17 protein-coding genes and 2 tRNA genes are annotated in these 21,600 nt (G+C 63.3%); 9 read left to right on the top strand and 10 right to left on the bottom strand.

Going from position 1 to position 21,600, the window contains the following annotated elements:
• Window positions 1-4: 4 nt before the first annotated feature.
• Window positions 5-793, top strand: coding sequence for a sulfite exporter TauE/SafE family protein (locus tag PCE31107_RS17875; protein ID WP_130027364.1), 789 nt, complete (start codon window positions 5-7; stop codon window positions 791-793).
• A 196-nt stretch (window positions 794-989) separates the two neighbouring features.
• On the opposite strand, the gene PCE31107_RS17880 is transcribed toward PCE31107_RS17875, so the two are convergent.
• Both PCE31107_RS17880 and PCE31107_RS17885 read right to left on the bottom strand, forming a co-directional pair.
• A complete protein-coding gene (locus tag PCE31107_RS17880) occupies window positions 990-2,312 on the bottom strand; it encodes an erythromycin esterase family protein (protein WP_150610080.1) in 1,323 nt (440 codons plus the stop codon).
• A complete protein-coding gene (locus PCE31107_RS17885; RefSeq protein WP_150610081.1) occupies window positions 2,312-2,986 on the bottom strand; it encodes a phosphoribosyltransferase in 675 nt (224 codons plus the stop codon). The genes PCE31107_RS17880 and PCE31107_RS17885 overlap by 1 nt, the downstream gene beginning before the upstream one ends.
• Before the next feature lie 888 nt (window positions 2,987-3,874).
• Here PCE31107_RS17885 and PCE31107_RS17890 point away from each other — a divergent pair.
• Window positions 3,875-5,035 (top strand): methyl-accepting chemotaxis protein, encoded by a 1,161-nt coding sequence (locus PCE31107_RS17890; protein WP_130027359.1) that lies wholly within the window; start codon window positions 3,875-3,877, stop codon window positions 5,033-5,035.
• A 9-nt stretch (window positions 5,036-5,044) separates the two neighbouring features.
• Here PCE31107_RS17890 and PCE31107_RS17895 read toward each other — a convergent pair whose 3' ends face one another.
• From PCE31107_RS17895 to PCE31107_RS17905, 3 genes are all read right to left on the bottom strand, one after another.
• A complete protein-coding gene (locus PCE31107_RS17895; RefSeq protein WP_240756088.1) occupies window positions 5,045-5,461 on the bottom strand; it encodes a cupin domain-containing protein in 417 nt (138 codons plus the stop codon).
• A 127-nt stretch (window positions 5,462-5,588) separates the two neighbouring features.
• A complete protein-coding gene (locus tag PCE31107_RS17900) occupies window positions 5,589-6,365 on the bottom strand; it encodes a 3-hydroxybutyrate dehydrogenase (RefSeq protein ID WP_150610125.1) in 777 nt (258 codons plus the stop codon).
• Window positions 6,366-6,377: 12 nt separating this feature from the next.
• The gene (locus PCE31107_RS17905; protein ID WP_130027353.1) at window positions 6,378-7,778 is read right to left on the bottom strand and encodes a GntP family permease; all 1,401 of its coding nucleotides are present in this window, start codon (window positions 7,776-7,778) and stop codon (window positions 6,378-6,380) included.
• Between the two features lie 335 nt (window positions 7,779-8,113).
• Here PCE31107_RS17905 and PCE31107_RS17910 point away from each other — a divergent pair, with 335 nt between their 5' ends.
• Window positions 8,114-9,613, top strand: coding sequence for a sigma-54 interaction domain-containing protein (locus tag PCE31107_RS17910; RefSeq protein WP_130027351.1), 1,500 nt, complete (start codon window positions 8,114-8,116; stop codon window positions 9,611-9,613).
• A gap of 109 nt (window positions 9,614-9,722) precedes the next feature.
• Here the strand turns inward: PCE31107_RS17910 and PCE31107_RS17915 are convergent, their stop codons facing one another.
• Together PCE31107_RS17915 and PCE31107_RS17920 are read right to left on the bottom strand one after the other, a co-directional pair.
• Window positions 9,723-10,901, bottom strand: a complete 1,179-nt coding sequence (locus PCE31107_RS17915) for a porin (RefSeq protein ID WP_150610082.1) — start codon at window positions 10,899-10,901, stop codon at window positions 9,723-9,725.
• Between the two features lie 74 nt (window positions 10,902-10,975).
• Window positions 10,976-12,865, bottom strand: a complete 1,890-nt coding sequence (locus tag PCE31107_RS17920) for a bifunctional sugar phosphate isomerase/epimerase/4-hydroxyphenylpyruvate dioxygenase family protein (protein ID WP_130027348.1) — start codon at window positions 12,863-12,865, stop codon at window positions 10,976-10,978.
• Between the two features lie 321 nt (window positions 12,866-13,186).
• On the opposite strand from PCE31107_RS17920, the gene aroQ reads away from it, so the two are divergent.
• The 3 genes from aroQ to PCE31107_RS17935 are packed head-to-tail and all read left to right on the top strand — an operon-like array spanning window position 13,187 to window position 15,901.
• A complete protein-coding gene (gene aroQ, locus PCE31107_RS17925; protein ID WP_130027346.1) occupies window positions 13,187-13,648 on the top strand; it encodes a type II 3-dehydroquinate dehydratase in 462 nt (153 codons plus the stop codon).
• Between the two features lie 2 nt (window positions 13,649-13,650).
• A complete protein-coding gene (locus PCE31107_RS17930) occupies window positions 13,651-14,526 on the top strand; it encodes a shikimate dehydrogenase (protein WP_150610084.1) in 876 nt (291 codons plus the stop codon).
• Between the two features lie 22 nt (window positions 14,527-14,548).
• Entirely contained in the window at window positions 14,549-15,901 is a 1,353-nt protein-coding gene (locus tag PCE31107_RS17935; RefSeq protein WP_425494734.1) for an MFS transporter, read from the top strand.
• A 159-nt stretch (window positions 15,902-16,060) separates the two neighbouring features.
• On the opposite strand, the gene PCE31107_RS17940 is transcribed toward PCE31107_RS17935, so the two are convergent.
• Both PCE31107_RS17940 and exaC read right to left on the bottom strand, forming a co-directional pair.
• Entirely contained in the window at window positions 16,061-16,741 is a 681-nt protein-coding gene (locus PCE31107_RS17940) for a TetR/AcrR family transcriptional regulator (RefSeq protein ID WP_130027342.1), read from the bottom strand.
• A gap of 249 nt (window positions 16,742-16,990) precedes the next feature.
• Window positions 16,991-18,511, bottom strand: coding sequence for an acetaldehyde dehydrogenase ExaC (exaC, locus tag PCE31107_RS17945; protein ID WP_150552238.1), 1,521 nt, complete (start codon window positions 18,509-18,511; stop codon window positions 16,991-16,993).
• 294 nt (window positions 18,512-18,805) lie between these two features.
• Between exaC and PCE31107_RS17950 the strand changes: the two genes are divergently transcribed.
• A complete protein-coding gene (locus PCE31107_RS17950; protein ID WP_150610085.1) occupies window positions 18,806-20,710 on the top strand; it encodes a sigma-54-dependent Fis family transcriptional regulator in 1,905 nt (634 codons plus the stop codon).
• 31 nt (window positions 20,711-20,741) lie between these two features.
• On the opposite strand, the gene PCE31107_RS17955 is transcribed toward PCE31107_RS17950, so the two are convergent.
• Window positions 20,742-21,206, bottom strand: coding sequence for a CreA family protein (locus PCE31107_RS17955; RefSeq protein ID WP_130027336.1), 465 nt, complete (start codon window positions 21,204-21,206; stop codon window positions 20,742-20,744).
• 189 nt (window positions 21,207-21,395) lie between these two features.
• Here PCE31107_RS17955 and PCE31107_RS17960 point away from each other — a divergent pair.
• Window positions 21,396-21,471 (top strand) — tRNA-Ala (locus PCE31107_RS17960).
• A 17-nt stretch (window positions 21,472-21,488) separates the two neighbouring features.
• Window positions 21,489-21,564, top strand: a tRNA-Glu gene (locus tag PCE31107_RS17965).
• Window positions 21,565-21,600: the final 36 nt, after the last annotated feature.

Raw genomic sequence — 21,600 nt, forward strand, 5'->3', positions numbered from 1 at the left:
TGCCATGACTGTCAGTTTGTTGCTGGGCGCTATCGTCGGCTGCATCATGGGCCTGACCGGCGCCGGCGGCGGTATCCTCGCGATTCCGCTGCTGGTGTTCGGCCGGCATCTGAGCGTGCCGGAGGCCGGTCCGATCGGCCTGCTGGCCGTGGGCATCGCGTCTGCCATGGGCGCATGGATGGGCGTGCGCGCCGGTATCGTCCGTTATCGCGCGGCAATGCTCATCGCCACCATTGGCATTGTGCTCACGCCATTGGGTTCATGGTTGGCGCATCACATGAATACCCGCTATCTGACGCTATTGTTCGCGGCAATCATGATTTGGGTGGCACTCAAAGGGTTATGGGAAGCACGCCGCGGCAAGTCGCTGGCGCAGGTGCGGCCCGACTGCCCTTGCTTGCGCGGCGAAAGCGGCCGCTTCGTCTGGACGCCGCGCTGCGCCAGCCGGCTCGCGGTGATGGGCAGCGTGGCGGGGGTGCTCTCCGGTCTGCTCGGTGTGGGCGGCGGATTCGTCATGGTGCCGGCGTTACAACGCTTTACCGATCTGGCGATGCACTCGGTCATCGCGACCTCGCTGGCGGTGATCGCGATGATCTCGCTGGTGAGCGTCGGTACCAGCATCTATGGCGGCCATTTCGATCTGACGATCGGATTGCCGTTCTCGGCAGGTGCGGTGGCCGGCATGCTGGTCGGCGGCAGACTGCTGACTCGATGGCATCCCTCGCATCTCAAGCAGGCGTTTTCCGTGGTGTGCATGATCGTCTCGATCGGTCTGATCGCCAAGTCGATCTGAGCGTTGCCCTGACGTGTTCCGCGACGAACCGTCGGAGAACCGCCCTTGGAATCCGGAAAACAGTGGTGCGTTCTGCACGGGCGGCCTCAGCGCGACGCGGCGAAGCCGATACGTTGAACGTGGCGGTTGCCGGGAGCGTCGCGAGCCAGTCAACTGAACATCGCGCATCGGGTACCTCTGTATCGCCTCATTGCATTCAGGCCGCCGGCGCCGGCGCCTCACGCCGGTGCCAGTGCGGCGGCACGTCCAGCGGCTCCAGGGCGCTCGTCTCGTCCAGATGAAACACTGCATCGAACTGGTGGGCGAGTGATGTCCAGAAATAGTGACTTTCACGTTCGCTCTGAGGCAGGTAGATCACGCCGATCGCCCGTTCAAGCATGGATTCACGAAGCGGCTCCGCCGCAACCTCGTTGAGTGGCAGGAAAAACCGGTCTAGCCCGGTGCTGTGAAACAGGTATTCATAGCTGTCATGCAATGCCGGACGCACCCACTTGTGCTCGACGTCGCCGTCCCATTGAGACGCGGCGGATACGTGCCCTGTGAAGGTGCTGAAGCCGACCAGCAGCGCCTTTTCACCGACGGCTTCACGCACCAGTTGACCAAGATTCCACTCGCCATGCTGATGCGACTCGGTCGCGCGCGCGTCGCCTAGATGCGAATTGTGTGCCCAGACGACAACGCGCCCCTGTCCGCCACGTTGCAGGCGATAGTGGGCAAGGGCGGATAGCGTGCGGTGCATGTGCGCGTCACGCAGATTCCAGGTGTTCAGGCGCCGTCCGAACATTGACCGATAGTAGTGTTCGGCATCGACGACGACTTCGGCATTCTGTTGTGCAAAGAACTGTGCGTCGAGTGCCGCAAGGCCATCCCGCGAAAGATGGAGGCGCGCGTCGGCCCGCAGTTGCAGTAACTGGGCGACGACGCCTTCACGGGCATCCGGCCGGGCGCCGACCGCAGTGGCGTACCCATACGCCTGAGGCTCGCGCACGTGATCGAGCGCCGCGTACCGATCGCGCGCCATGGCAGCCTGCTCGGGATCGACCCGCTCAAGATAGCGGATCACCGCATCCGCCGACTGGTACATGCTGTACAGGTCGAGTCCATAAACGCCGACCCGTGCTTCGGGCGACAGCGAGGCGTTGTGCTCACGTAGCCACAGGATGAAGTCGCGCATCTCACGGTTGCGCCACATCCAGGTAGGGAAGCGCCTGAAATCCGCAAGTGCGGCCTCCGCATCGGCATCGCCTTCGCCCTCGCCTTGCACGAAGCAGTTCACGCGCCAGGTATCCGGCCAATCGCCTTCGATGGCGACAGCGTCGAATCCCCCCTCCACGATCAAGCGGCGGGTGATCTGTGCTCGCATCCGGTAGAAGTCTTGTGTGCCGTGCGTGGCTTCGCCAAGCAGCACGAATTCGCGATCGTGCGCCATCTCCAGTAACGCATCGTAATCGCCATCGTTGTCATTGAGCCGTTGCGCGATCTCGCGCACGGCGAGAAAGGGTGTTGTGGCGGGATGCATTATTGAACATCCTGATGTGAGCGGGCGAGGAGCGCGCGCACTTCGGCGTCGCTCGTCTGCCCAAAGTCCCGATAGAACCGGCCAACGCCACCAAACTCGCGCTCGCTGTGGGGGCAAACGAATTCATCGGCGAGACCATCCAGTCGTTGCGCTGTGCCCTCGGGGGCGACCGGCACGGCAACAACGATCCGCGCCGGTTTGCCAGTACGCAACGCCTCGATGGCGACGCGCATCGAGGCGCCGGTGGCGATGCCATCGTCGACAACGATGACGGTGCGCCCCTCTATTTTCAATGGCGGTCGATGCCCGCGGTATAACGCTTCCCGTCGTGCCAGTTCGCGGCGTTCATCGCTCAGTACGGCGACGATCTCCGGCTGGGTGATGCCGGCGCTCCGGATCGTTCGTTCGTCGAGGTAAAGTACTCCGCCGGACGCGATCGCGCCCATTGCCAACTCGGGATAGTGCGGCACGCCCAGCTTGCGCACGACCAGCACGTCGAGTTCGACCCCCAGCGCTTGCGCGACCTCATAGCCAACCGGCACGCCACCGCGCGGCAGTGCCAGTACGATCACATCGCGGCGTCCCGCATATGTGGCCAGTTGTCGTGCAAGCACGCTTCCGGCCTCGGCGCGATCGCTAAATCGCGGCTCGTTACCCACCCGGTACGAATTCATGAGATCACCGCTTCGGCTGTGGACCTTGCTCTGAGGGGAGAGTTCGCCACGTTGGCGCTCCCGTTAAGGTACGCGGTCTGGCATGAAGCGCGATGCGATGGCCGAGAGCGCGATTCCCCTTACGTGAATTGTGGGCGTCCGGTCGAGGCAATCGTTGAGGTTGATCAACAAAGTGGTGCAACGGGGCGCCCCGGTCGACGCTGACTGCAAACTGGGGCAATGTCGACCCCCGTCGACGATAGTGCGACACCGGGTCGCTAGCATGCCGGCCTGCAAGCCGCGACGCAGGCGGGGCATCGGGAATGGAAACTGCCCACCGCATCGGATGGGTCCTAACCTAAGCTATCTCACCAATCGGGGTTTCTGGCGCCGTTTTGCCGAGTGAAGAATGACGTAGGGGCTCATGACGCTATTCGCCGCGACCATCGCCTCCGCGAACCCATCAAAGTAAATCGCGTGCTCGGGGTCGCGCACGTGGGCCCGCTGCGCCCGTCAATCCGACCATGAAGCGATCCGCTTCGGGAGATCCGTAGATCGACGTCGTGTGCGCTCTAGGGACCGAGGTGAACTCCAGTGCAGGAACGACGCGGATGGTTTCGGCCAACGTCCCTGTTGTGTCCATGCCCGCACTCGACCTTCGACAGGGTTTTCGGGTAAACGCGTATGCAAGATCTTGCATCCCGGCCGTAAACAGCAAGTGCAAGGGTCAATGCCTTGATCGCGTCCCGAAATATCAGGCCGGTATGGACTGATCTGAAGGCCGAACCCCTGCATTCCGGTAAAACAAGCGCGCGACAGCACGTCGAAAGGCATCAGCCTGTGTCGTATGGCCTCCCTTGGCGGTACGTTTCATGGCGCTGCCGCGTCGCCACTCATGAAGGAAGAGAAGTGCAGCGATTTGTCTTCACGATCCGATTCAAGTTGATGCTTGCCTTCGGCGCCTGGGCAACCCTGATGTTGGTCGTTGGGCTGGTGGCGCTCACCTCGCTCTGGGGCCTCGACGCGAATGCGGCGTCGTCATACCGCCTGTCGCTGACCAGCCTGATCGCCGTGGCGTCGATGGGCGGTGCCGTCGCGATCTATTGCGGTGTGCATCTGAACCGTGTTGTGTGCGGCGGGTTGAACCGCATGGGCAAAAAATTCGAGGACATCGCGGTCTCCCTTGACCTGTCAACGCGCTCATCCAGCCCGCGCATGGACGAGTTCGGCCGCGCCGCCGTGGCGTTCGACAAGCTGATGCGTCGTGTCGAAGCGACCGTGTCCGCCGTGAATGTTTCGACTGAATCGGTCGCCACCGCGACGCGCGAAATCGCGGCCGGAAATCTCGACCTTTCCGCGCGCACGGAAGAACAGGCCGCGTCGTTGGAGCAGACCGCCGCCAGCATGACGCAACTGACCGAGACGGTGAAGCAGAACGCCGACAATGCACGCCAGGCGAACGTACTGGCTACGAACGCCACGGACATCGCCGGTACCGGTAGCAACGCGGTGCAAACCATGGTGGCCACCATCGAGCGAATCAATGGCAGCTCGAACAAGATTTCCGAAATCACGAGCGTGATCGAGGGAATTGCGTTCCAAACGAATATCCTCGCGCTGAATGCTGCCGTGGAAGCGGCGCGGGCTGGCGAGCAGGGACGTGGCTTCGCGGTGGTGGCCAGTGAGGTGCGCAGTCTGGCCCAGCGATCGGCGTCCGCGGCGAAGGAAATCAAGGACTTGATTTCCTCGTCGGTCGCCACGATTCAGGATGGCTCGCAACAGGCCGTCGAAGTCAGCGCCGCGATGGACGAGATCAAGAGCGCAATCAAGCGGGTGACGGAAATCGTCGGCGAAATCGCCGGGGCGTCGGACGAGCAAAGCCGTGGCATCGAACAGGTCAGCCAGGCCGTGACGCAGATGGACCAGGTGACACAGCAGAACGCCGCGCTGGTCGAGCAGGCGGCCGCGGCGACCCACTCGCTCGAAGACCAGGCGGCCAAGCTGAAAACCGCGGTCTCGTCATTCAAGATTACCGAGTCAGCGCACCTCGCGGTTGCCATCGCCGCATAGCCGCGAACGTCACCATTTCGCCGGTGCGGGCACCGCGCACGGCCCCTCAACGCCTACGCTGGTGAACTCCGCCGGGCCCACCACTTCCAGGTATTCCATATCCGGCGAATAGTCGAAAAGGAAGTGGCGGATGCCGGGGCGTTGATGCACGCAATCGCCCGCTTCCACGAGCGTTTCCTTGTCTTCATACATGAACTTGGCCCAACCTTTGAGCATGTAGACGATATGGAAATCGGCACCGTGGATATGCCACCCCGTACCCGCCTCGGGCGCCTGATTGGCGCGAACCAGATGCGCGATGACTTTGCCGCCGGTGGCGTCGGCAATGCCGAGGTCGCGATACATGAAGAAGTCGCGCAGACCGCCGCTCACAAATGCGGTGTCGCCCGGCTTGACGTGGGAAAACTGGCTTTCGTTGCTGTTCATGATGTCGATGACAAATCAATGAAAACTGCGGGTTAGGAATACGAAGTCGCCGTGCTTTGTACTCACGTCACAGCACGTGGGCCCGTCGCGCCTCTCGGTCTGCGAGGGCCCGTACCACCGGCCAAGCCTATTGCGCGGTCCAGCCACCATCCGCGGCCCATGTGGCGCCGCGCACCTCAGACGCCAGCGGCGAACAAAGCATCAAGGCAAGGTTGCCAAGCGCCTCGGGCGACACGAATTGGCCGGACGGCTGCTTTTCCCCCAGCAGGCGAGCGCGCGCGTCGTCGGGAGAAAGGCCGTCGCGCAGCGCCAGGTCGTCGATCTGTTTCTGCACCAGCGGCGTCAACACGAATCCCGGGCAAATGGCATTGCATGTCACGCCGGTCCTCGCGGTTTCCAGCGCCGTGACTTTCGTCAGCCCCACCAATCCGTGCTTTGCGGCCACATAGGCCGACTTGCCCGCGGAGCCAACAAGGCCGTGCACCGACGCAATATTGATGATGCGGCCCCAATCGCGCGCACGCATGCCAGGCAACGCGTGGCGGGTCGTGTGGAACGCCGAGCTCAGGTTGATGGCGATGATGTCGTTCCATTTGCCGAGGTCGAACGTCTCAATGGGCGCCACGTGCTGAATGCCGGCATTGTTGACGAGAATGTCCACGGTACCGAAGCGATCCTGCGCCGCAGCGAACATGGCTTCGATCGCTTCGGCGCTACGCATGTCGGCCGGATGGTGCATGACCTCGGCGCCCTCCGATGCGATCGTCGAGACCGCGGCATCCACATCGCCGAAGCCGTTGAGGATGAGGTTGGCGCCGGCGTGTGCCAGTACCCGTGCGATACCGAGGCCAATGCCGCTGGTCGAGCCAGTGACAAGCGCGGTTTTACCGGCCAGCGTCGTCATGGAATCCATCGTTCACACCAATCCAGTCGTGTAATAGAGCGCGATCACGAAGAACACGGCCATTGTCTTGATGCACGTCACCGCGAAGATGTCCCGATACGATTCGCGATGCGTCAGTCCGGTGACGGCGAGCAGGGTGATCACGGCGCCGTTGTGCGGCAGCGTGTCCATGCCGCCGCTGGCCATCGCCACCACGCGATGCAGCACTTCGAGCGGGATGTGCATCGTTTGCGCTGCCTTGATGAACGTGTCGGACATGGCCGCGAGCGCAATGCTCATGCCGCCGGAGGCCGAGCCCGTAATCCCCGCGAGCGTCGAGACGGATACCGCCGCATTCACTAGCGGGTTGGGAATTCCCTTGAGCGCATTGGCGACCACCAGGAAGCCGGGCAGTGCGGCAATAACGCCCCCGAATCCATACTCGGACGCCGTATTGAGCGTGGCGAGCAAGGCGCCGGAAACGGCGGCTTTGGTGCCGTTCGCGAAGCGGTGGCGAACCTTGCCGAAGGCCGTCAGCAGCACGAGCAGAATGCCGGTGAGCAGCGCGCCTTCGACAGCCCAGATCGCCACCACGCCTTTGATCGATATCGTCAGCGGGGCATGAATGCCGGGAAGGACGTCCGGGGTCACGGCAAAGCTATCGCCATACCAATGCGGAATCGCCTTCGTGAGCGCGTAATTGACCACACCCACCAGGACCAACGGCGTAATGGCCAGAATGGGATTGGGCAGGTTCTCCGTGTTCACGCGCTCGGGCTCGTTGTGCAGCGAATCGCCGTAGCCTTCGCCGTTGGCCGCGGCAACGCGGCGACGCCACTCGAGGTAGCTCAGGCCCACCACGATGATGAAGACCGCCCCGGCAACCCCCAGCACCGGCGCTGCCCAGGCCGTGGTCTTGAAGAACGTGGTCGGGATGATGTTCTGGATCTGCGGCGTGCCCGGCAGTGAATCCATCGTGAAGCTGAATGCCCCCAGCGCAATCGCACCGGGCATCAGGCGCTTGGGGATATTGCTCTGTCGGTAGAGTTCCGCGGCAAACGGATAGACGGCAAATACCACCACGAACAAGGAGACGCCGCCATAGGTGAGCAGCGCACACACCGCGACGATCACGGCGTTTGCCCGTGTGCGGCCAATGTACTTGATCGCAGCGGCAACAATGGACTCGGAGAAACCGGACAGTTCGATGACCTTGCCGAATACGGCCCCGAGCAGGAATACCGGCAGGTAGAGCTTGACGAAACCGACCAGCTTTTCCATGAAGATGCCGGAAAAGACGGGCGCAACGGCGTCGGGCTGGATCAGCAGCACAGCGCCCAGCGCCGCGATCGGCGCAAAAAGAATCACGCTATAGCCGCGATACGCAACAAACATCAGAAACGCCAATGCGGCGAGCACGATGAGAAACGACATTTTGTCTCCGGTATGTTTGCCTGCACGTGGTTGTGCAGGCTGAAGTTCTTACGACCGGCAGCCGCTTACGCAATAACCGTGCCCTCGTTGCTTAAGTCCTTGATCGGGAAGGACTTCGACAGTTCTTGCCCCGCAGTGACCAACGAAACGAACGGCGAGGTGCGGCAGGAGGAGGGCGGATTGTCTCGATTTGGAGACGGACGGCGAGCGTTGCTCGGGCTGCGATGGCCGAAATTTCCAAAAAATCAGTATCGGAAGGGCGTTTTCACTGATGGTGCTGGTGTCTCGGTTTGTGGAATAATCGTCTCGAAATATGGACAAATAGCGATTTCGAGATGACTGATGACAAAACGCCGGACACCGTCACGCTAGGCAAGGCGAGAGGCTTGCTTTCCGATTACGGATTCGTTCGCAAGCACGCCATGCAGTCGCTGTTCGAGACGCTGGACAATTCCAGCGAGGGCACCGTGGTCGTCGACAGCGATGCGCGGATTGTCTGGATCAATCGCAGTTACGCCGCTCGCTTCGGATTCACCAATCCCGATGAAGTAATCGGTCTGGATTGCGAAACCGTGATTCCCAATAGCTTGATGCGCGAAGTTGTGGCGACGGGCCGGCCAATCCTGCTCGATATTCTTGAGACCGGGCAGGAGCCGCTGGTGGTCACGCGGCTTCCGATTCGGGATTCGCGCGGTGGAACCATTGGCGCGGTGGGATTTGCGTTATTCGACGAACTGAAGGCGCTGACGCCGATGTTCAGCAAATACTCGCGACTGCAGTCGGAGCTCCTTGCGACGCGCCAGTCGTTGGCGCAGGCGCGGCGGGCGAAATACAGCTTTTCGAGTTTTGTCGGCACCAGTGCGGCAAGCCTGGAGACCAAGCGCCTCGGGCGTCGCGCCGCACAGCTCGATTCGCCGGTGTTGCTGCTCGGGGAAACCGGGACCGGCAAGGAGTTGCTGGCCCATGCGATTCATGGCGAATCCATGCGCGCAGACAAACCGCTGGTCACGGTCAATGTCGCCGCGATTCCCGATGCGCTGCTCGAAGTGGAGTTCTTCGGCGCCGCGGCCGGTGCCTATACCGGGGCGGACCGAAAAGGCCGAACGGGCAAGTTTGAACTGGCGCATGGCGGAACGCTCTTCCTTGACGAAATCGGCGACATGCCGTTATCGCTGCAAGGCAAACTATTGCGGGTCTTGCAGGAGCGGGAATTCGAGCCGATAGGGTCGAACCGTGTCGTCCAGACGGACGTGCGCATCATCGCCGCCACGTCGGCGGATTTGCCGAATCTGGTCGCGCAAGGGAAGTTCCGGGCCGATCTGTACTATCGCCTCAACGTGTTGATGATTCGGGTTCCGCCGCTGCGCGAGCGTGCGTCGGACATCGAGGCCATGTCCTATGCGATTCTGGATAAATTGAGTTCGCGCCGCGATGCGGGGCATCTGGAATTGAACGAAGACGCCATCGGGCGACTCAGGGCCTATCGCTGGCCGGGGAATGTGCGTGAATTGCACAACACGCTCGAGCGCGTGGCATTGCTCTCGGAGAGCGGTCGCATCGACGCGCGTTCATTGGCTCGCTTCATTGGCGACGGCGTCGGCGCGCAAAGCGATACCGATGGGGCGGCGGATGCGGAGACGGTCGGTCAGACGAGCGGCGACCTGGGCGCGGCGGAGGTGCCGCGATACGACGAGGCGATGAAAGCGTTCGAGCGTCAACTATTGATCGACGCGTTGCGTGCCGCAGGCGGGCGGGTCGCGGAGGCTGCCGCGCGATTGGGTATCGGGCGTGCCACATTGTATAAAAAGATGGCACTCCTTGAGATCGGCGCGTAGCCGCGCCAGCCGAACGACGATCGTTCGATGTCGGAACGTGTGAAAGCCCCGCCGGCATTGATGCCGGCGGGGCTGTTTCCAACGTATCGCAGGGGACGTTGCAATACGATCAGAAAATGACGGCCATGCCCAGCATGCCGACGAACTGGCCGGACGTGCTCGACCCAGTCAGGTTCTGCGAGTCGCCGACGGCCGGCGATGCGGCGATGATGTTCCCCGCCCCGTTCTTGCCCAGCGTCTGCCCGCTCGCGTGCTGATAGGCCTGAAGCGCATACAGCACCGTGCGCTTCGACAACCGGTAGTACTCGCGCAGCGAAAACTGATGATAACGCGCGCTGTCGGTCACGCCGTTCGCACTTGTCGCGGCGGTGTACGAATAGCCCGCGCCGACGTCGAAGGCCGGCGTGAGCTTGTACACGCCCAGTACGCCGACCGTATTGAAGATCGCCGAGTCGGTGAAGATCGAGCGGCTGCCCGGCAGATACGTCACGTGCGAGATATTCGCGCCGAGAACGAAGTTGCCGAACGAATAGTTGCCCGCCGCCGCCCACTGCTCCAACGCCCGCGCGCTGACATATCCCTGGTTCAACACGGACGTGCCGAACGACCCCGTCGACGCACTGTCGAACCCGGTCGTCGTGGCCGCATTGTTCAGGCGCAAATACCCCGCACCGACGGACACCGGTCCATTGTCGTAACGCAAGGCCGCGCTGAGCGTGCTGCCCTTGCCGGTGCTGCCCGCCTGGCCGCCGAACGCATACATCACGCTGGCTTGCAGGCCCGCATACGTCGGCGTCGTGTAGACAAGCGCGTTGTTGATGCGGATCGTCGTGTCGAGGCCGTCGATATCGCCCGGATGCGCGCCGGTGGCGCCCGTCAGCAGGTTGCTGCCCGTGAGCGGGCCGACGAACTGGTAGTACGGGGTGTATTGGCGACCGATCGTCGCCGTGCCGAACGTGTTGTCCTGCAGGCCGACGAATGCCTGACGATTGAACAACTGACCGGCGCTCGCGGCCGCGCCCGTGTTCAAATCGAAGCCGGCCTGAACGTCGAAGATGGCCGCGGTGCCGCCTCCCAGATCCTCGCGTCCGCGCAGGCCCCACTTCGACGCATAAAGATTGCCCTGCCGCAGATAGACGTTCGACGCGCCGTTCTGGTTGTTCACGTAGGTGATCGCGCTGTCGACCATCCCGTAAAGCGTGACGTTCGATTGCGCGGCGGCCGAGCCGGCAATCGTTATCCCGGCCGCAAGTGCGACCGCGCGCCTGCACTGACGTGCATTCCTCATGTGTGTCTCCTTCTTGGTGATTGACGTGGGTGGTGCTTGTTCTTCTGGAACCCAGTGATTGCGCGACGCCGCGCTCAGCTACGCACTGCCGACTGCGCGGCCAACCGCACGGACGCATTGGGTGCGCCGTAGCCGTCATAGCCGCCGCGCCGCTCGACCAGTTCGAAGAAGAAGCGGTGATCGACCTGCGCCGTATAGGCGTGCAGGAACTCGCCGCCGCTCGCGTCGCGGTCGTAGAGAATGTTGTGCTTGCGCAGGGTGTCGACGAACGCCTCGTTCAGTCCGAAGCGCGCGGCAATGTCGTTGTAATAGCTTTGCGGAATTCGCAGGATCGGCACGCCGTCGCCTTCCAGTCGACGAACCGCCATGGCGATGTCGTCGGTGCGGAACGCCACGTGATTCAGCCCGGAGCCCTTGTAGGCCGAAATCGTCTCCGAGTGGATCGTGCGAGGATCGACCGACGCGTTGAGCACGATGCGCACCGACCCGTCATGGCTGCGGATCGCCTGGCTCTGGATCTGCCCGTAAGGATCGTGCAACACGACGCTGTGCTCCGCCTGGAATCCGAACACCGACCGGAAGAACAGCGCCCAACGTTCGAGCGAACCCCCCGGCACCGACAGCGCAACGTGATCGACCGCCGTGATCGGCCCGGTCTGGGTCGGCCCGTCGATGTCCGTGAGGTGGAAGTCGGACTCGAACAGTGTCGGCGCATTGGGCAACTCGTCGACGAGATAGAACAGGCTCTGGTCCGGTGCGAGCACGGCGGGCACATTACGCTCGTTCGGCCCCACGCGTCCTTCGAAGCGCGCGTAGCCGACTTGCGTCGCACGCGTCACGGCGTCGTGCGCCGACGGCACGCGAAAGGCCGATGCGCACAGCGATACGCCGTGGTGCATGAAGAACGCGCTGGCGAACGAATCGGACTCGGCGTTGAGAATGATGGACGCGCGGCCGTGCTGAAACAGCGTGACATCCTTAGAACGATGGCGGCCCATGCGCAGGAAGCCGAGCTTTTCGAGCCACGTCGTGAGCGTGGCGCGCGCGTTCGCATCCACCGCAAATTCCAGGAACTGAAGGTCGATGGCCGCCGGGGCCGGGGGCAGGCTCGTCAGCGTGTCGAGTCCGCGCGTCGCCTTGTCGTCGACCAGCACATCGCGCACCTGGGATTCGAGATAGCGCAGCGAGCGAATGCCATCCTTGGCGGTCGACTCGGCCGGGGCGGCCCGGAAGCCGTCATTGAAAATCTCCAGCGACAGCGGACCCCGATAGCCTGCCGCCAACGCGGTGGCGACGAAGCGCGTCACATCGAGGTCGCCCTGACCGGGGAAGCACCGGTAATGGCGGCTCCATTCGAGCACGTCCATCTTGCGCAGCGGCGCGTCGGCGACCTGCAGGAAGGCCAGCTTCTCGCCGGGGATCGATGCCAGGTCGGCGAGGTCGTCGCCGATGGACAGCGTATGGAAGCTGTCCAGCCCGAGCCCGAGGTGCGGGCTGTTCACCGCCTTCACGTACTGCCAGGCGTGGCGATATGAGTTGACGTGGGCGCCCCAGGCGAGCGCCTCGTAGGCAATGACGACGCCAGCCTGACGGGCGAGTTCCGCGAGTGCGCCAAGCTGATCGATCGCCAGGCGATCGTCCCGAATCACGTTCGGCGACACATTGCTGCACACCAGCATCGTGTCGACTCCGAGCGCGTGCATCACGTCGAACTTGCGCCGCGCCCGCTCGAGGTTCTGATCCAACTGGGCCGGCGACACGCCTTCGAAATCGCGAAACGGCTGATACAGAAAAATCGCCAGCCCGAGATCGGTGGCCATCGAGCGCACCGTCCTGGGTGCGCCGTCGAAGTACAGCAGATCGTTCTCGAACAGTTCGAAGCCGTCGAAGCCGGCGGCGGCAATGGCCGTCAGCTTGCTCGGAAGCATGCCCGACAGCGATACGGTGGCAATGGATGTCTTCATGCGCGGTGCGATCCGGTCGCCCCATGGCGGGGCTGAAAGCTACGTGATTCGACGATCGATGACTGGTTATACGCACCAGTTAGATCAGACATAACTAAAAGTAATTCAAGTGCCATAACGGTTGTGGTGCAAATTATAGTAACTAACTAGATGGTTAAAATTATAGTTAACCCCAGATGACGCCCGACGTTTTTGTTCTCAGAATCGGTGGCCTGATGAGCGTGAATCGGTGCCGTGCCGCCGAGTGGCGACCCGCCCCGACCCTCCCCCTGAGTCCGGGAGGGTGTCGCGCCAGCAGGTAACGTGAAGAGGAGTGAAGGGATGTCGAATCGAACGAGGCCGTCGGTATGGGTGCTGAACGGGCCGAATCTGAACCTGCTGGGCACGCGCGAGCCGACCATCTACGGCTCGGAGACGCTTGCCGATATCGAGGAGAAATGCCGTCGCGTGGGCGACGCACTGGGCATGGACATTCGTTTCCATCAATCCAACGCCGAGCATCAGATCATCGACTGGATTCATCAGGCTCGTGTCGAAGCGCACGGCATTGTGATCAACCCCGCCGCCTACACGCATACGTCGGTCGCCATTGGCGATGCGTTGCGTGCGTCCGATCTGCCTGTCGTGGAGGTGCATCTCTCGAACGTGCACCAGCGCGAGGCGTTTCGCCATCATTCCTATGTGTCCGCCGTGGCGCGCTGCGTGATCTGCGGCGCGGGTTCCGACGGTTACGAGTATGGCCTGCGCTACCTGGCCAAGCTGCTGGGCGACGCGACGGAGTGAGCATGAAGAACGATCTGCGAGTCGAGCCGAAGTCGTGGCTCATCGGCCTCATCGGCGACGGCATCGGCGCCTCGATGTCCCCGGCCATGCATGAGGAGGAGGCGCGCCGCATGGGCGTGTCGTATGTCTATCGCCGTATCGATATGGCGGAACTCGGGCGCGGCGCCGCGGACCTGCCGGCCACGGTGAAGGCGCTGGAGGCGGCGGGCTACGACGGCTTCAACGTCACGTACCCGTACAAGCAGGCCATCATCGCGCAACTCGACGCGTTGTCAGAAGACGCGAAAGCGCTCGGTGCCGTGAACACCGTGGTGTTGCGCGGCGGGCGTCGGATCGGCCACAACACCGACTGGTCGGGCTTCTACCGTGCATTCCGCGAAGGCATGCCGGGCGACGTGGCGATGGCGCGCGTGGCGCTCGTCGGCGCCGGTGGCGCGGGCTGCGCCGTCGGTCATGCCGCCATGAAGCTTGGCACGCAGGAACTGCGCGTGTTCGACGTCGATGCGGCGAAGGCCGACCATCTTGCGCGGGATCTCGCGGCGCGCTTCCCGCAGGCACGCGTGCTGGCCGTCACCAGCATTGCGCAGGCGCTGGACGCGGCCGACGGCGTGATCCACGCGACCCCCACCGGCATGACCAAGCTACCGGGCATGCCGATTCCGGCGACGTTGCTGCGCGCCGCGATGTGGGTGGCCGACATTGTGTATTTCCCGCTGGAAACCGAACTGATCCGTACCGCCCGGTCGCTGGGCTGCCGCACGCTCAACGGCGGCGGCATGGCCGTCTTCCAGGCGGTGGATGCCTACGAGATCTTTACGCGGATGGCACCGGATCCCGATCGAATGCTCAATCACTTCCGAAGTCTGCTGTCGAGCTGATACCCTTTCCCAAGGAGGAGACATGTCTTACCCATCACAAAGCGCCGGATCTCAAGGCGTAGAAGCACGAGCGAAGGGCGGCCCGAACGTGGCGGCCGGTACGAAACGAACCAACGCGCGCTACAAGATTCTCGCGCTGCTGGCGATCGGCACCATGATCAATTACCTCGATCGCACGGTGCTGGGCGTTGCCGCACCGCAATTGACCAAGGAGCTGGGGCTGTCGGCCGCCGTCATGGGCATCGTGTTCTCGATGTTCTCGTGGAGTTATGTGCTCGCGCAGGTACCGGGCGGCATGTTCCTCGACCGCTTCGGCAGCAAGATTACGTATTACCTGGCGATGACGCTCTGGTCGATCTGCACGCTCGCGCATGGCCTCGTCACCGGGCTGTCGGGGCTGATCGCCTGCCGGCTTGGACTGGGGCTGGTCGAAGCGCCTTGCTTCCCGGTCAACAGCCGCGTTGTTGCCACATGGTTCCCGCAGACCGAGCGCGCGATGGCGACCGGCACCTATACCGTTGGCGAATACATCGGCCTGGCGTTCTTCTCGCCGGTGCTCTTCGCCATCACGGGCGCCTTCGGCTGGCGCGTGCTGTTCATCACGGTCGGCGTGGCGGGGGTGTTGTTCGGGCTGGTGTGGTGGCGCTTCTACCGTGAACCGCAGGATCACCCGGGGGCCAACGCCGCCGAGCTGGCCTACATTCGCGGCGATGAAGCGGGCACACCGGCGGTTGCCGTCGAGCGGCAGCCGTTCAGTTGGAAGACGGTCGGTCAGTTGATTCGTCGCCGCCAGTTGCTTGGCATCTGTATCGGCCAGTTCGCGGGCAACTCGACGCTCGTGTTCTTCCTCACCTGGTTCCCGACGTACCTGGCGACCGAGCGTCACATGGGCTGGCTCAAAATCGGCTTCTTCGCCATCCTGCCGTTCATCGCGGCATCGGTGGGTGTGATGTTCGGCGGCTCGCTGTCCGACTGGTTGCTGCGTCGCGGCCTCTCGGCCAACGTGGCCCGCAAGCTGCCGATCATCGCAGGGTTGCTGGGCGCATCGAGCATCGTGGCGGCGAACTATGTCGACAACAATGCCGTCGTCATCGCGATTCTGTCCGTAGCGTTCTTCGCGCAAGGCATGGCGGCGCTGGGCTGGACGCTGGTCTCGGACATCGCGCCGAAGCACCTTCTGGGCCTGACCGGCGGCATCTTCAACTTCGCGGCGAACCTCGCCGGTATCGTGACGCCGCTCGTGATCGGCTTCATCGTCGCCGCAACCGGATCGTTCGTCTGGGCACTCACGCTCATCGGCGCCATCGCGATCATCGGCGCGCTGTCCTACATCTTCGTGGTGGGGGATATCAAGCGGATCGATCTGGCAAGCTGATCGACGTGGCACGCCAATGAAACGCCCCGGCACGCCGTCAAGGCGTCCGGGGCGTTTCGCATGTCTTCGACCACGGATCGAATCGAGCGAGTGCGCAATTGGTGTCGTGCGATTCGCGCGATGGCGGGGCGATCAGCCGTACGAGCGCCATGCCACCGCTCAGGCGGCGACGTAACGCTGCACGACGTCGACGAGCGTGTCGCGATGCTGCGTGCGCAAGCGCGCGTGAGACGGGTCTCGCCCGAAGGCCGCCGCCCATGTGTAGCGGTTCGAAATGCGATGGAAGCAGAACGAGCTGATGATGAGGTGCAGGTCGACCGCGTCGATGCCCGCACGAAACTCGCCGGACGCGGTGCCGCGCGCGAGCAACGATTCCAGCGTGTTGATGATGGTGGCGTTGCGGTTCTTGAACGTCTTGAGTTGCTCGACGTACTTCGCCTGATGAATGTTCTCGATGGCCACGAGGCGCACAAAGTCGCGATGCTTGTCGTGGTAATCAAACGCGAACTCGACCAGTGTGCGCATGCCCTCGGCGGGATCCATGGCATCGACGTTCAGTGCCTGCTCGAGGACGCGGATGTCGCTGTACACCTTCTCGAGCACGGCTTCATACAGCTTCTCCTTGCTCTCGAAGTAGTAATAGATCATGCGCTTGGTCGTGTGCGTGCGCTCGGCGATCGCATCGACGCGCGCGCCCGACAGACCCATCGTGGAAAACTCGTGCGTCGCGATGTCCAGAATGTTCTGCTTGGTCTGTTCGGCGTCGTACTTGCGCCGGCCTTCGGCGGCGGGCGCCGCCGCGACAGACCCCTGGTTCTCAGATTTCACCGCGCGCTTCATAGCTATTGGCTGGCAACGAAAATGAGAATGTTAGCACGCAACAATTTCGGCCAACGCCCCGCGACGCCTGCGCGCTCGATACCCGCAAGCCGTTGAGCGCCCGGCGCGGCGGCGCTTCGATCTCGGCCGGCCGCGCCTGTTTGGCGCATGGCGCGCGCGTCAGCGCGCCATGCGCCACACCGCAAGTTCACTGCCGTGGCGCGGTGCGTTTCGCCCCGTTGTCACGTCGGCGGCGAACCGCGTAGTGGCTCAGAAGAAGCCAAGTGGATTGACGTCGTAGCTGACCAGCAGATTCTTCGTCTGTTGATAGTGATCGAGCATCATCTTGTGCGTCTCGCGGCCGATGCCGGACTTCTTGTACCCGCCGAACGCGGCGTGCGCCGGATAGAGGTGGTAGCAGTTGGTCCACACGCGTCCGGCCTGAATGCCGCGGCCCATGCGATACGCGCGATTGATGTCGCGTGTCCATACCCCGGCGCCCAAACCGAACTCGGTGTCGTTCGCAATCGCCAACGCTTCCGCTTCATCCCGGAACGTGGTCACCCCAACGACCGGGCCGAAGATCTCTTCCTGGAACACGCGCATGCGGTTATCGCCCTTGAGCAACGTCGGCTGAATGTAAAAGCCCGACGCCAGCGGACCGCCCAGCGACTCGATGCCCCCGCCCGTCAACACCTGTGCACCCTCCTTGCGGGCGAGATCGAGATACGTGAGGATCTTGTCGTACTGCTGCTGCGACGCCTGCGCGCCGACGGCCGTGTCGGTATCGAGCGGATCGCCGCGCTTGATGCGCGCCACCCGCGCCATCACCACTTCCATGAAGGGCTCGTAGATCGATTCCTGCACGAGTGCCCGCGACGGACACGTGCACACCTCGCCCTGATTCAGGAAGCCCAGCACGAGACCTTCGGCCGCCTTCTCGATGAACGCCGGCTCGCCGTGCATGATGTCGTCGAAGAAGATGTTCGGCGACTTGCCGCCCAGCTCGACGGTGCTCGGGATCAGGTTGGCCGCCGCCATCGACAGAATGTGGCCACCGACCGGCGTCGACCCGGTGAACGCGATTTTCGCGATGCGACGGCTCGTCGCCAGCGCTTCGCCGGCTTCCTTGCCGAAGCCTTGCACGACGTTGAGCACGCCGGGCGGCAGCAGATCGCCAACCAGCTCGGCGAACAGCGTGATCGAGAGCGGCGTCTGCTCGGCAGGCTTGAGCACCACGCAGTTTCCGGCCGCGAGCGCCGGCGCGAGCTTCCACGCGGCCATCAACAGTGGGAAATTCCAGGGGATGATCTGGCCGACGACACCCAACGGCTCATGAAAGTGATACGCGGCCGTGTGCTCGTCGATCTCGGCGGCGGTGCCCTCCTGCGCGCGAATGCAACCGGCGAAGTAGCGGAAGTGATCGATCGCCAGCGGCAGATCCGCCGCGAGCGTCTCGCGCACCGGCTTGCCGTTGTCCCACGTCTCCGCCACGGCGAACCGTTCGAGATGCGCTTCGAGCCGGTCGGCAATCTGCAACAGAATGCGCGAGCGCGCCTGCACCGACGTCTTTCCCCATTTGGGCGCCGCCGCGTGTGCCGCATCGAGCGCCAGCTCGATATCCGCCCCGTTGGAGCGTGGGAACTCTCCGATAACACCGCCGGTGACGGGCGATGTGTTGGTGAAGTAACGGCCTTCCACGGGCGGAACGAACTTGCCGCCGATGTAGTTCTCATAGCGCGTCTGCAAAGTCAGCAGGGCACCGGGGGTGCCGGGCGGGGCGTATCGCATGGTGTGTCTCCGGATAATTGTCGTGTCGGTGGCGCGGCGGCCACACAGGGCAATAAGCAAGTCGCGGGCCACCCGGGGCCGGTCGCCGATTCACGGGCCAGACGCCGGTTCGACAACGGGGGATGTGTGCCGAATCCGAGACAGGGTTGTCTCGTGCCATGACACGGTTGTCTCATCCTCATGACAGGCAATCGCCCAATGGCCATCGATTGACATACCGCATTGCAATCGCCTCCGGCATGGGACATGCTTCGGGAACGACTACGAGATCATCCGGCACGGGGGAGACGACCAATGCCAGCCAAGACAGAATCCGCGCACGCGCGTCGTGTGCTGGATGTCGTACAAGGTCACCTGTCGTCCGTCGCGACCGCGACGGACCCGAACATCGCGAGTTCATGGCGCCGATGTCTCGACACCTACGCGCTCGATCCGGGGGCGCGCATGACGCCGCGGGTGTTGGCGTCGTCGCAACTACGTGAGCGGCGCAGCGCGATGGAGCGGCTGTGCCATGTCTCCATGCCGGTGCTCGAGCGTTTACAGCGTCAGTTGATGAATCCGCGCCAGGCCGTGCTGCTCACGGCCCCTGACGGCGTGATCGTCGACTCCCGGCTGCACGACGACACGCGCGATGACTTCCATCGCGCAGGCCTGTGGCCGGGCGCCGACTGGAGCGAGTCGTGCGAAGGGACCAACGGCATCGGCACCTGCGTGGTCGAGCGTGCGCCCGTCATCATCTGTCAGCAAGATCACTTCCGCGCGCTGCACACGCCGCTCACCTGTACCGCAAGTCCTGTCTTCGCGCCGCAGGGGGACTTGCTTGCCGTGATCGATGTCTCGTCGACGAGCGCCGATGAGACCCGGCAAAGCCAGTTTCATACGCTGGCGCTCGTGAATCTGTCGGCCAAGGTCGTGGAGCGCGACTATTTTTTTCAGCACTATCGCGACGAGTGGCTGTTGCAGTTGCAGGAACCCGGTGACCATTTGGGTGACTTCGCGCAGGCGTTGCTTGCTTTCGACGACACCGGCCATATTCTCGCTGCCAATCAGAGCGCACTGAATCGCCTCGGCGCGACGCGCGACGCGCTGGTGGGCACGCGCGTGGATCGATGGTTCGCGCAGGCGCTCGACGCCATGCTCGCGCAAGCGCATCCGGCGCCGAGTGCATGCTGGCCGATTCGGACACACACGGGCGAGGCGCTCGTGGCGATGGTGCGTTCGCCATTGCGTGCGGCGCGCCGGGCAACGCGTGCGGTGAGCGTGCCGCATGAGGCGGCGGTCGAACCGTTTTCCGACCCGGTGCTGGCGCGTGAGTTTTCGCGCGCGTGCCGCGTTTTCGCGCATGACGTGCCGGTGCTGATTCGCGGTGAGACCGGCAGCGGCAAGGAAGTCTTCGCGCGCGCCGTGCATGCCGCAAGCGCGCGTGCCAGCGGGCCGTTCGTGGCGTTGAATTGCGCGGCGATTCCGGAGTCGCTGATCGAGAGCGAACTGTTCGGCTACGTGGGCGGCAGCTTCACCGGGGCGCGCAAGGAAGGGATGGCCGGAAAGCTATGGCAAGCCAACGGCGGCACGCTGTTTCTCGACGAAATCGGCGATATGCCGTTCGCCATGCAAACCCGTTTGCTGCGCGTGCTCGAAGACCGCAGGGTGTCGCCGCTCGGCGGTGGCGAACCGGTGCCGCTCGACATTCGCGTACTCAGTGCAACGCACCGAGATCTGTCCGAACGGATTGCCGAGCGGCAGTTCCGCGAAGATCTTTTCTATCGGTTGAGCGGCCTCGAGGTCCGCGTGCTGTCGCTGCGCGAGCGCGACGACAAAGTCGACGTGATGCACACGCTGCTGGCGCAGGCCTGCCCTCAAGGTCCCATCGGCCTGACGGACGCCGCACGGGATCGGCTGTGCGCGTATCCGTGGCCCGGCAATGTGCGTCAGATGCGCAGCGTGATTCGGACGCTGGTCGCGCTCAGCGAGCGTGGCGTCATCACGCTGGACGACCTGCCGGACGCATTGCGCGACGCACCGGGGCTTTCCCCGATCGACCCGCTGGCGGAGGCGCCCCTGGAAGCGGCGGAACGTCAGGCGTTGCGCACGACACTTGATGCCTGTCAGGGGCAGGTCAGTGCCGCGGCGCGCAAGCTCGGCGTGAGTCGAAATACGCTTTATCGAAAGTTGAAGCGATTCGGCCTGCTGCGCGGATAACACCGGTCGCGCAGCCGCCGAGCGGGGGCATTCACTTCATCGGGATCGGCGTTGCTCGATCCACGGGAACGGCGGTCACGCTGTTCTGCGGGGAGCCGTCGATGAGCTTGTCGGAGTAGGTGAGATAGACGAGTGTGTTGCGCGTCTTGTCGACCATGCGCACGATGCGCAGCTTCTTGAAGAGCGGAGACAGGCCTTCCGAAAAGACTTCTTCCTTCTTGGGCAGTGGCCCTTCGAACGACACCGACCCGACCGCACGACAGGCAATCGAGGCTTCCGCCTTGTCTTCCGCAAGCCCGACCAGTCCCTTCAGGCCACCGGTTTTTGCGCGCGACACGTAGCAGGTCACGCCGTGCACTTTCGGGTCGTCATAGGCATCGACGACAATCTTGTGGTCAGGTCCTACGAGCTTGAACGCGGTATCGACGTCGCCGATCTTCTCGGCATGCGCCCAACTCGTGGCGACCATCAGCGCCAGGGCGGCGGCTTTCTTCATGGGGATGTCTTCCGTCAGGAGTCTACGGCGGCTGCGTCCGCATCCGCCACGCGTCGCCCGAGGCGGGCGCCGTGCGGCCGATTCTACTCGCGTCGCGCGATCTTCAACATCCCGCCAGGACGCTCACCGCGCCAGGGGCGAGCAGTTGCCGGCCGCGATCAAATACGCTATAGTCACGCCTCTTCGCGCGGGGGTATAGCTCAGCTGGGAGAGCGCTTGCATGGCATGCAAGAGGTCAGCGGTTCGATCCCGCTTACCTCCACCAAACGAATGAAGGTTTACGTCCCCTTCGTCTAGAGGCCTAGGACATCACCCTTTCACGGTGAGTACAGGGGTTCGAATCCCCTAGGGGACGCCATCTTAGGGCCGCGGTGTGACATCGACACATCGAAGC

The organism is Pandoraea cepalis (assembly GCF_902459625.1).
Taxonomy (GTDB): domain Bacteria; phylum Pseudomonadota; class Gammaproteobacteria; order Burkholderiales; family Burkholderiaceae; genus Pandoraea; species Pandoraea cepalis.

Excerpts from the sequence above, each read along its gene's own strand:
- PCE31107_RS17875 (WP_130027364.1), top strand. The coding sequence starts at position 5 with ATGACTGTCAGTTTGTTGCTGGGCGCTATCGTCGGCTGCATCATGGGC.
- PCE31107_RS17880 (WP_150610080.1), bottom strand. The coding sequence starts at position 2,312 with ATGCATCCCGCCACAACACCCTTTCTCGCCGTGCGCGAGATCGCGCAA.
- PCE31107_RS17885 (WP_150610081.1), bottom strand. The coding sequence starts at position 2,986 with ATGAATTCGTACCGGGTGGGTAACGAGCCGCGATTTAGCGATCGCGCC.
- PCE31107_RS17895 (WP_240756088.1), bottom strand. The coding sequence starts at position 5,461 with ATGAACAGCAACGAAAGCCAGTTTTCCCACGTCAAGCCGGGCGACACC.
- PCE31107_RS17900 (WP_150610125.1), bottom strand. The coding sequence starts at position 6,365 with ATGACGACGCTGGCCGGTAAAACCGCGCTTGTCACTGGCTCGACCAGC.
- PCE31107_RS17905 (WP_130027353.1), bottom strand. The coding sequence starts at position 7,778 with ATGTCGTTTCTCATCGTGCTCGCCGCATTGGCGTTTCTGATGTTTGTT.
- PCE31107_RS17910 (WP_130027351.1), top strand. The coding sequence starts at position 8,114 with ATGACTGATGACAAAACGCCGGACACCGTCACGCTAGGCAAGGCGAGA.
- PCE31107_RS17915 (WP_150610082.1), bottom strand. The coding sequence starts at position 10,901 with ATGAGGAATGCACGTCAGTGCAGGCGCGCGGTCGCACTTGCGGCCGGG.
- PCE31107_RS17920 (WP_130027348.1), bottom strand. The coding sequence starts at position 12,865 with ATGAAGACATCCATTGCCACCGTATCGCTGTCGGGCATGCTTCCGAGC.
- aroQ (WP_130027346.1), top strand. The coding sequence starts at position 13,187 with ATGTCGAATCGAACGAGGCCGTCGGTATGGGTGCTGAACGGGCCGAAT.
- PCE31107_RS17930 (WP_150610084.1), top strand. The coding sequence starts at position 13,651 with ATGAAGAACGATCTGCGAGTCGAGCCGAAGTCGTGGCTCATCGGCCTC.
- PCE31107_RS17935 (WP_425494734.1), top strand. The coding sequence starts at position 14,549 with ATGTCTTACCCATCACAAAGCGCCGGATCTCAAGGCGTAGAAGCACGA.
- PCE31107_RS17940 (WP_130027342.1), bottom strand. The coding sequence starts at position 16,741 with ATGAAGCGCGCGGTGAAATCTGAGAACCAGGGGTCTGTCGCGGCGGCG.
- exaC (WP_150552238.1), bottom strand. The coding sequence starts at position 18,511 with ATGCGATACGCCCCGCCCGGCACCCCCGGTGCCCTGCTGACTTTGCAG.
- PCE31107_RS17950 (WP_150610085.1), top strand. The coding sequence starts at position 18,806 with ATGCCAGCCAAGACAGAATCCGCGCACGCGCGTCGTGTGCTGGATGTC.
- PCE31107_RS17955 (WP_130027336.1), bottom strand. The coding sequence starts at position 21,206 with ATGAAGAAAGCCGCCGCCCTGGCGCTGATGGTCGCCACGAGTTGGGCG.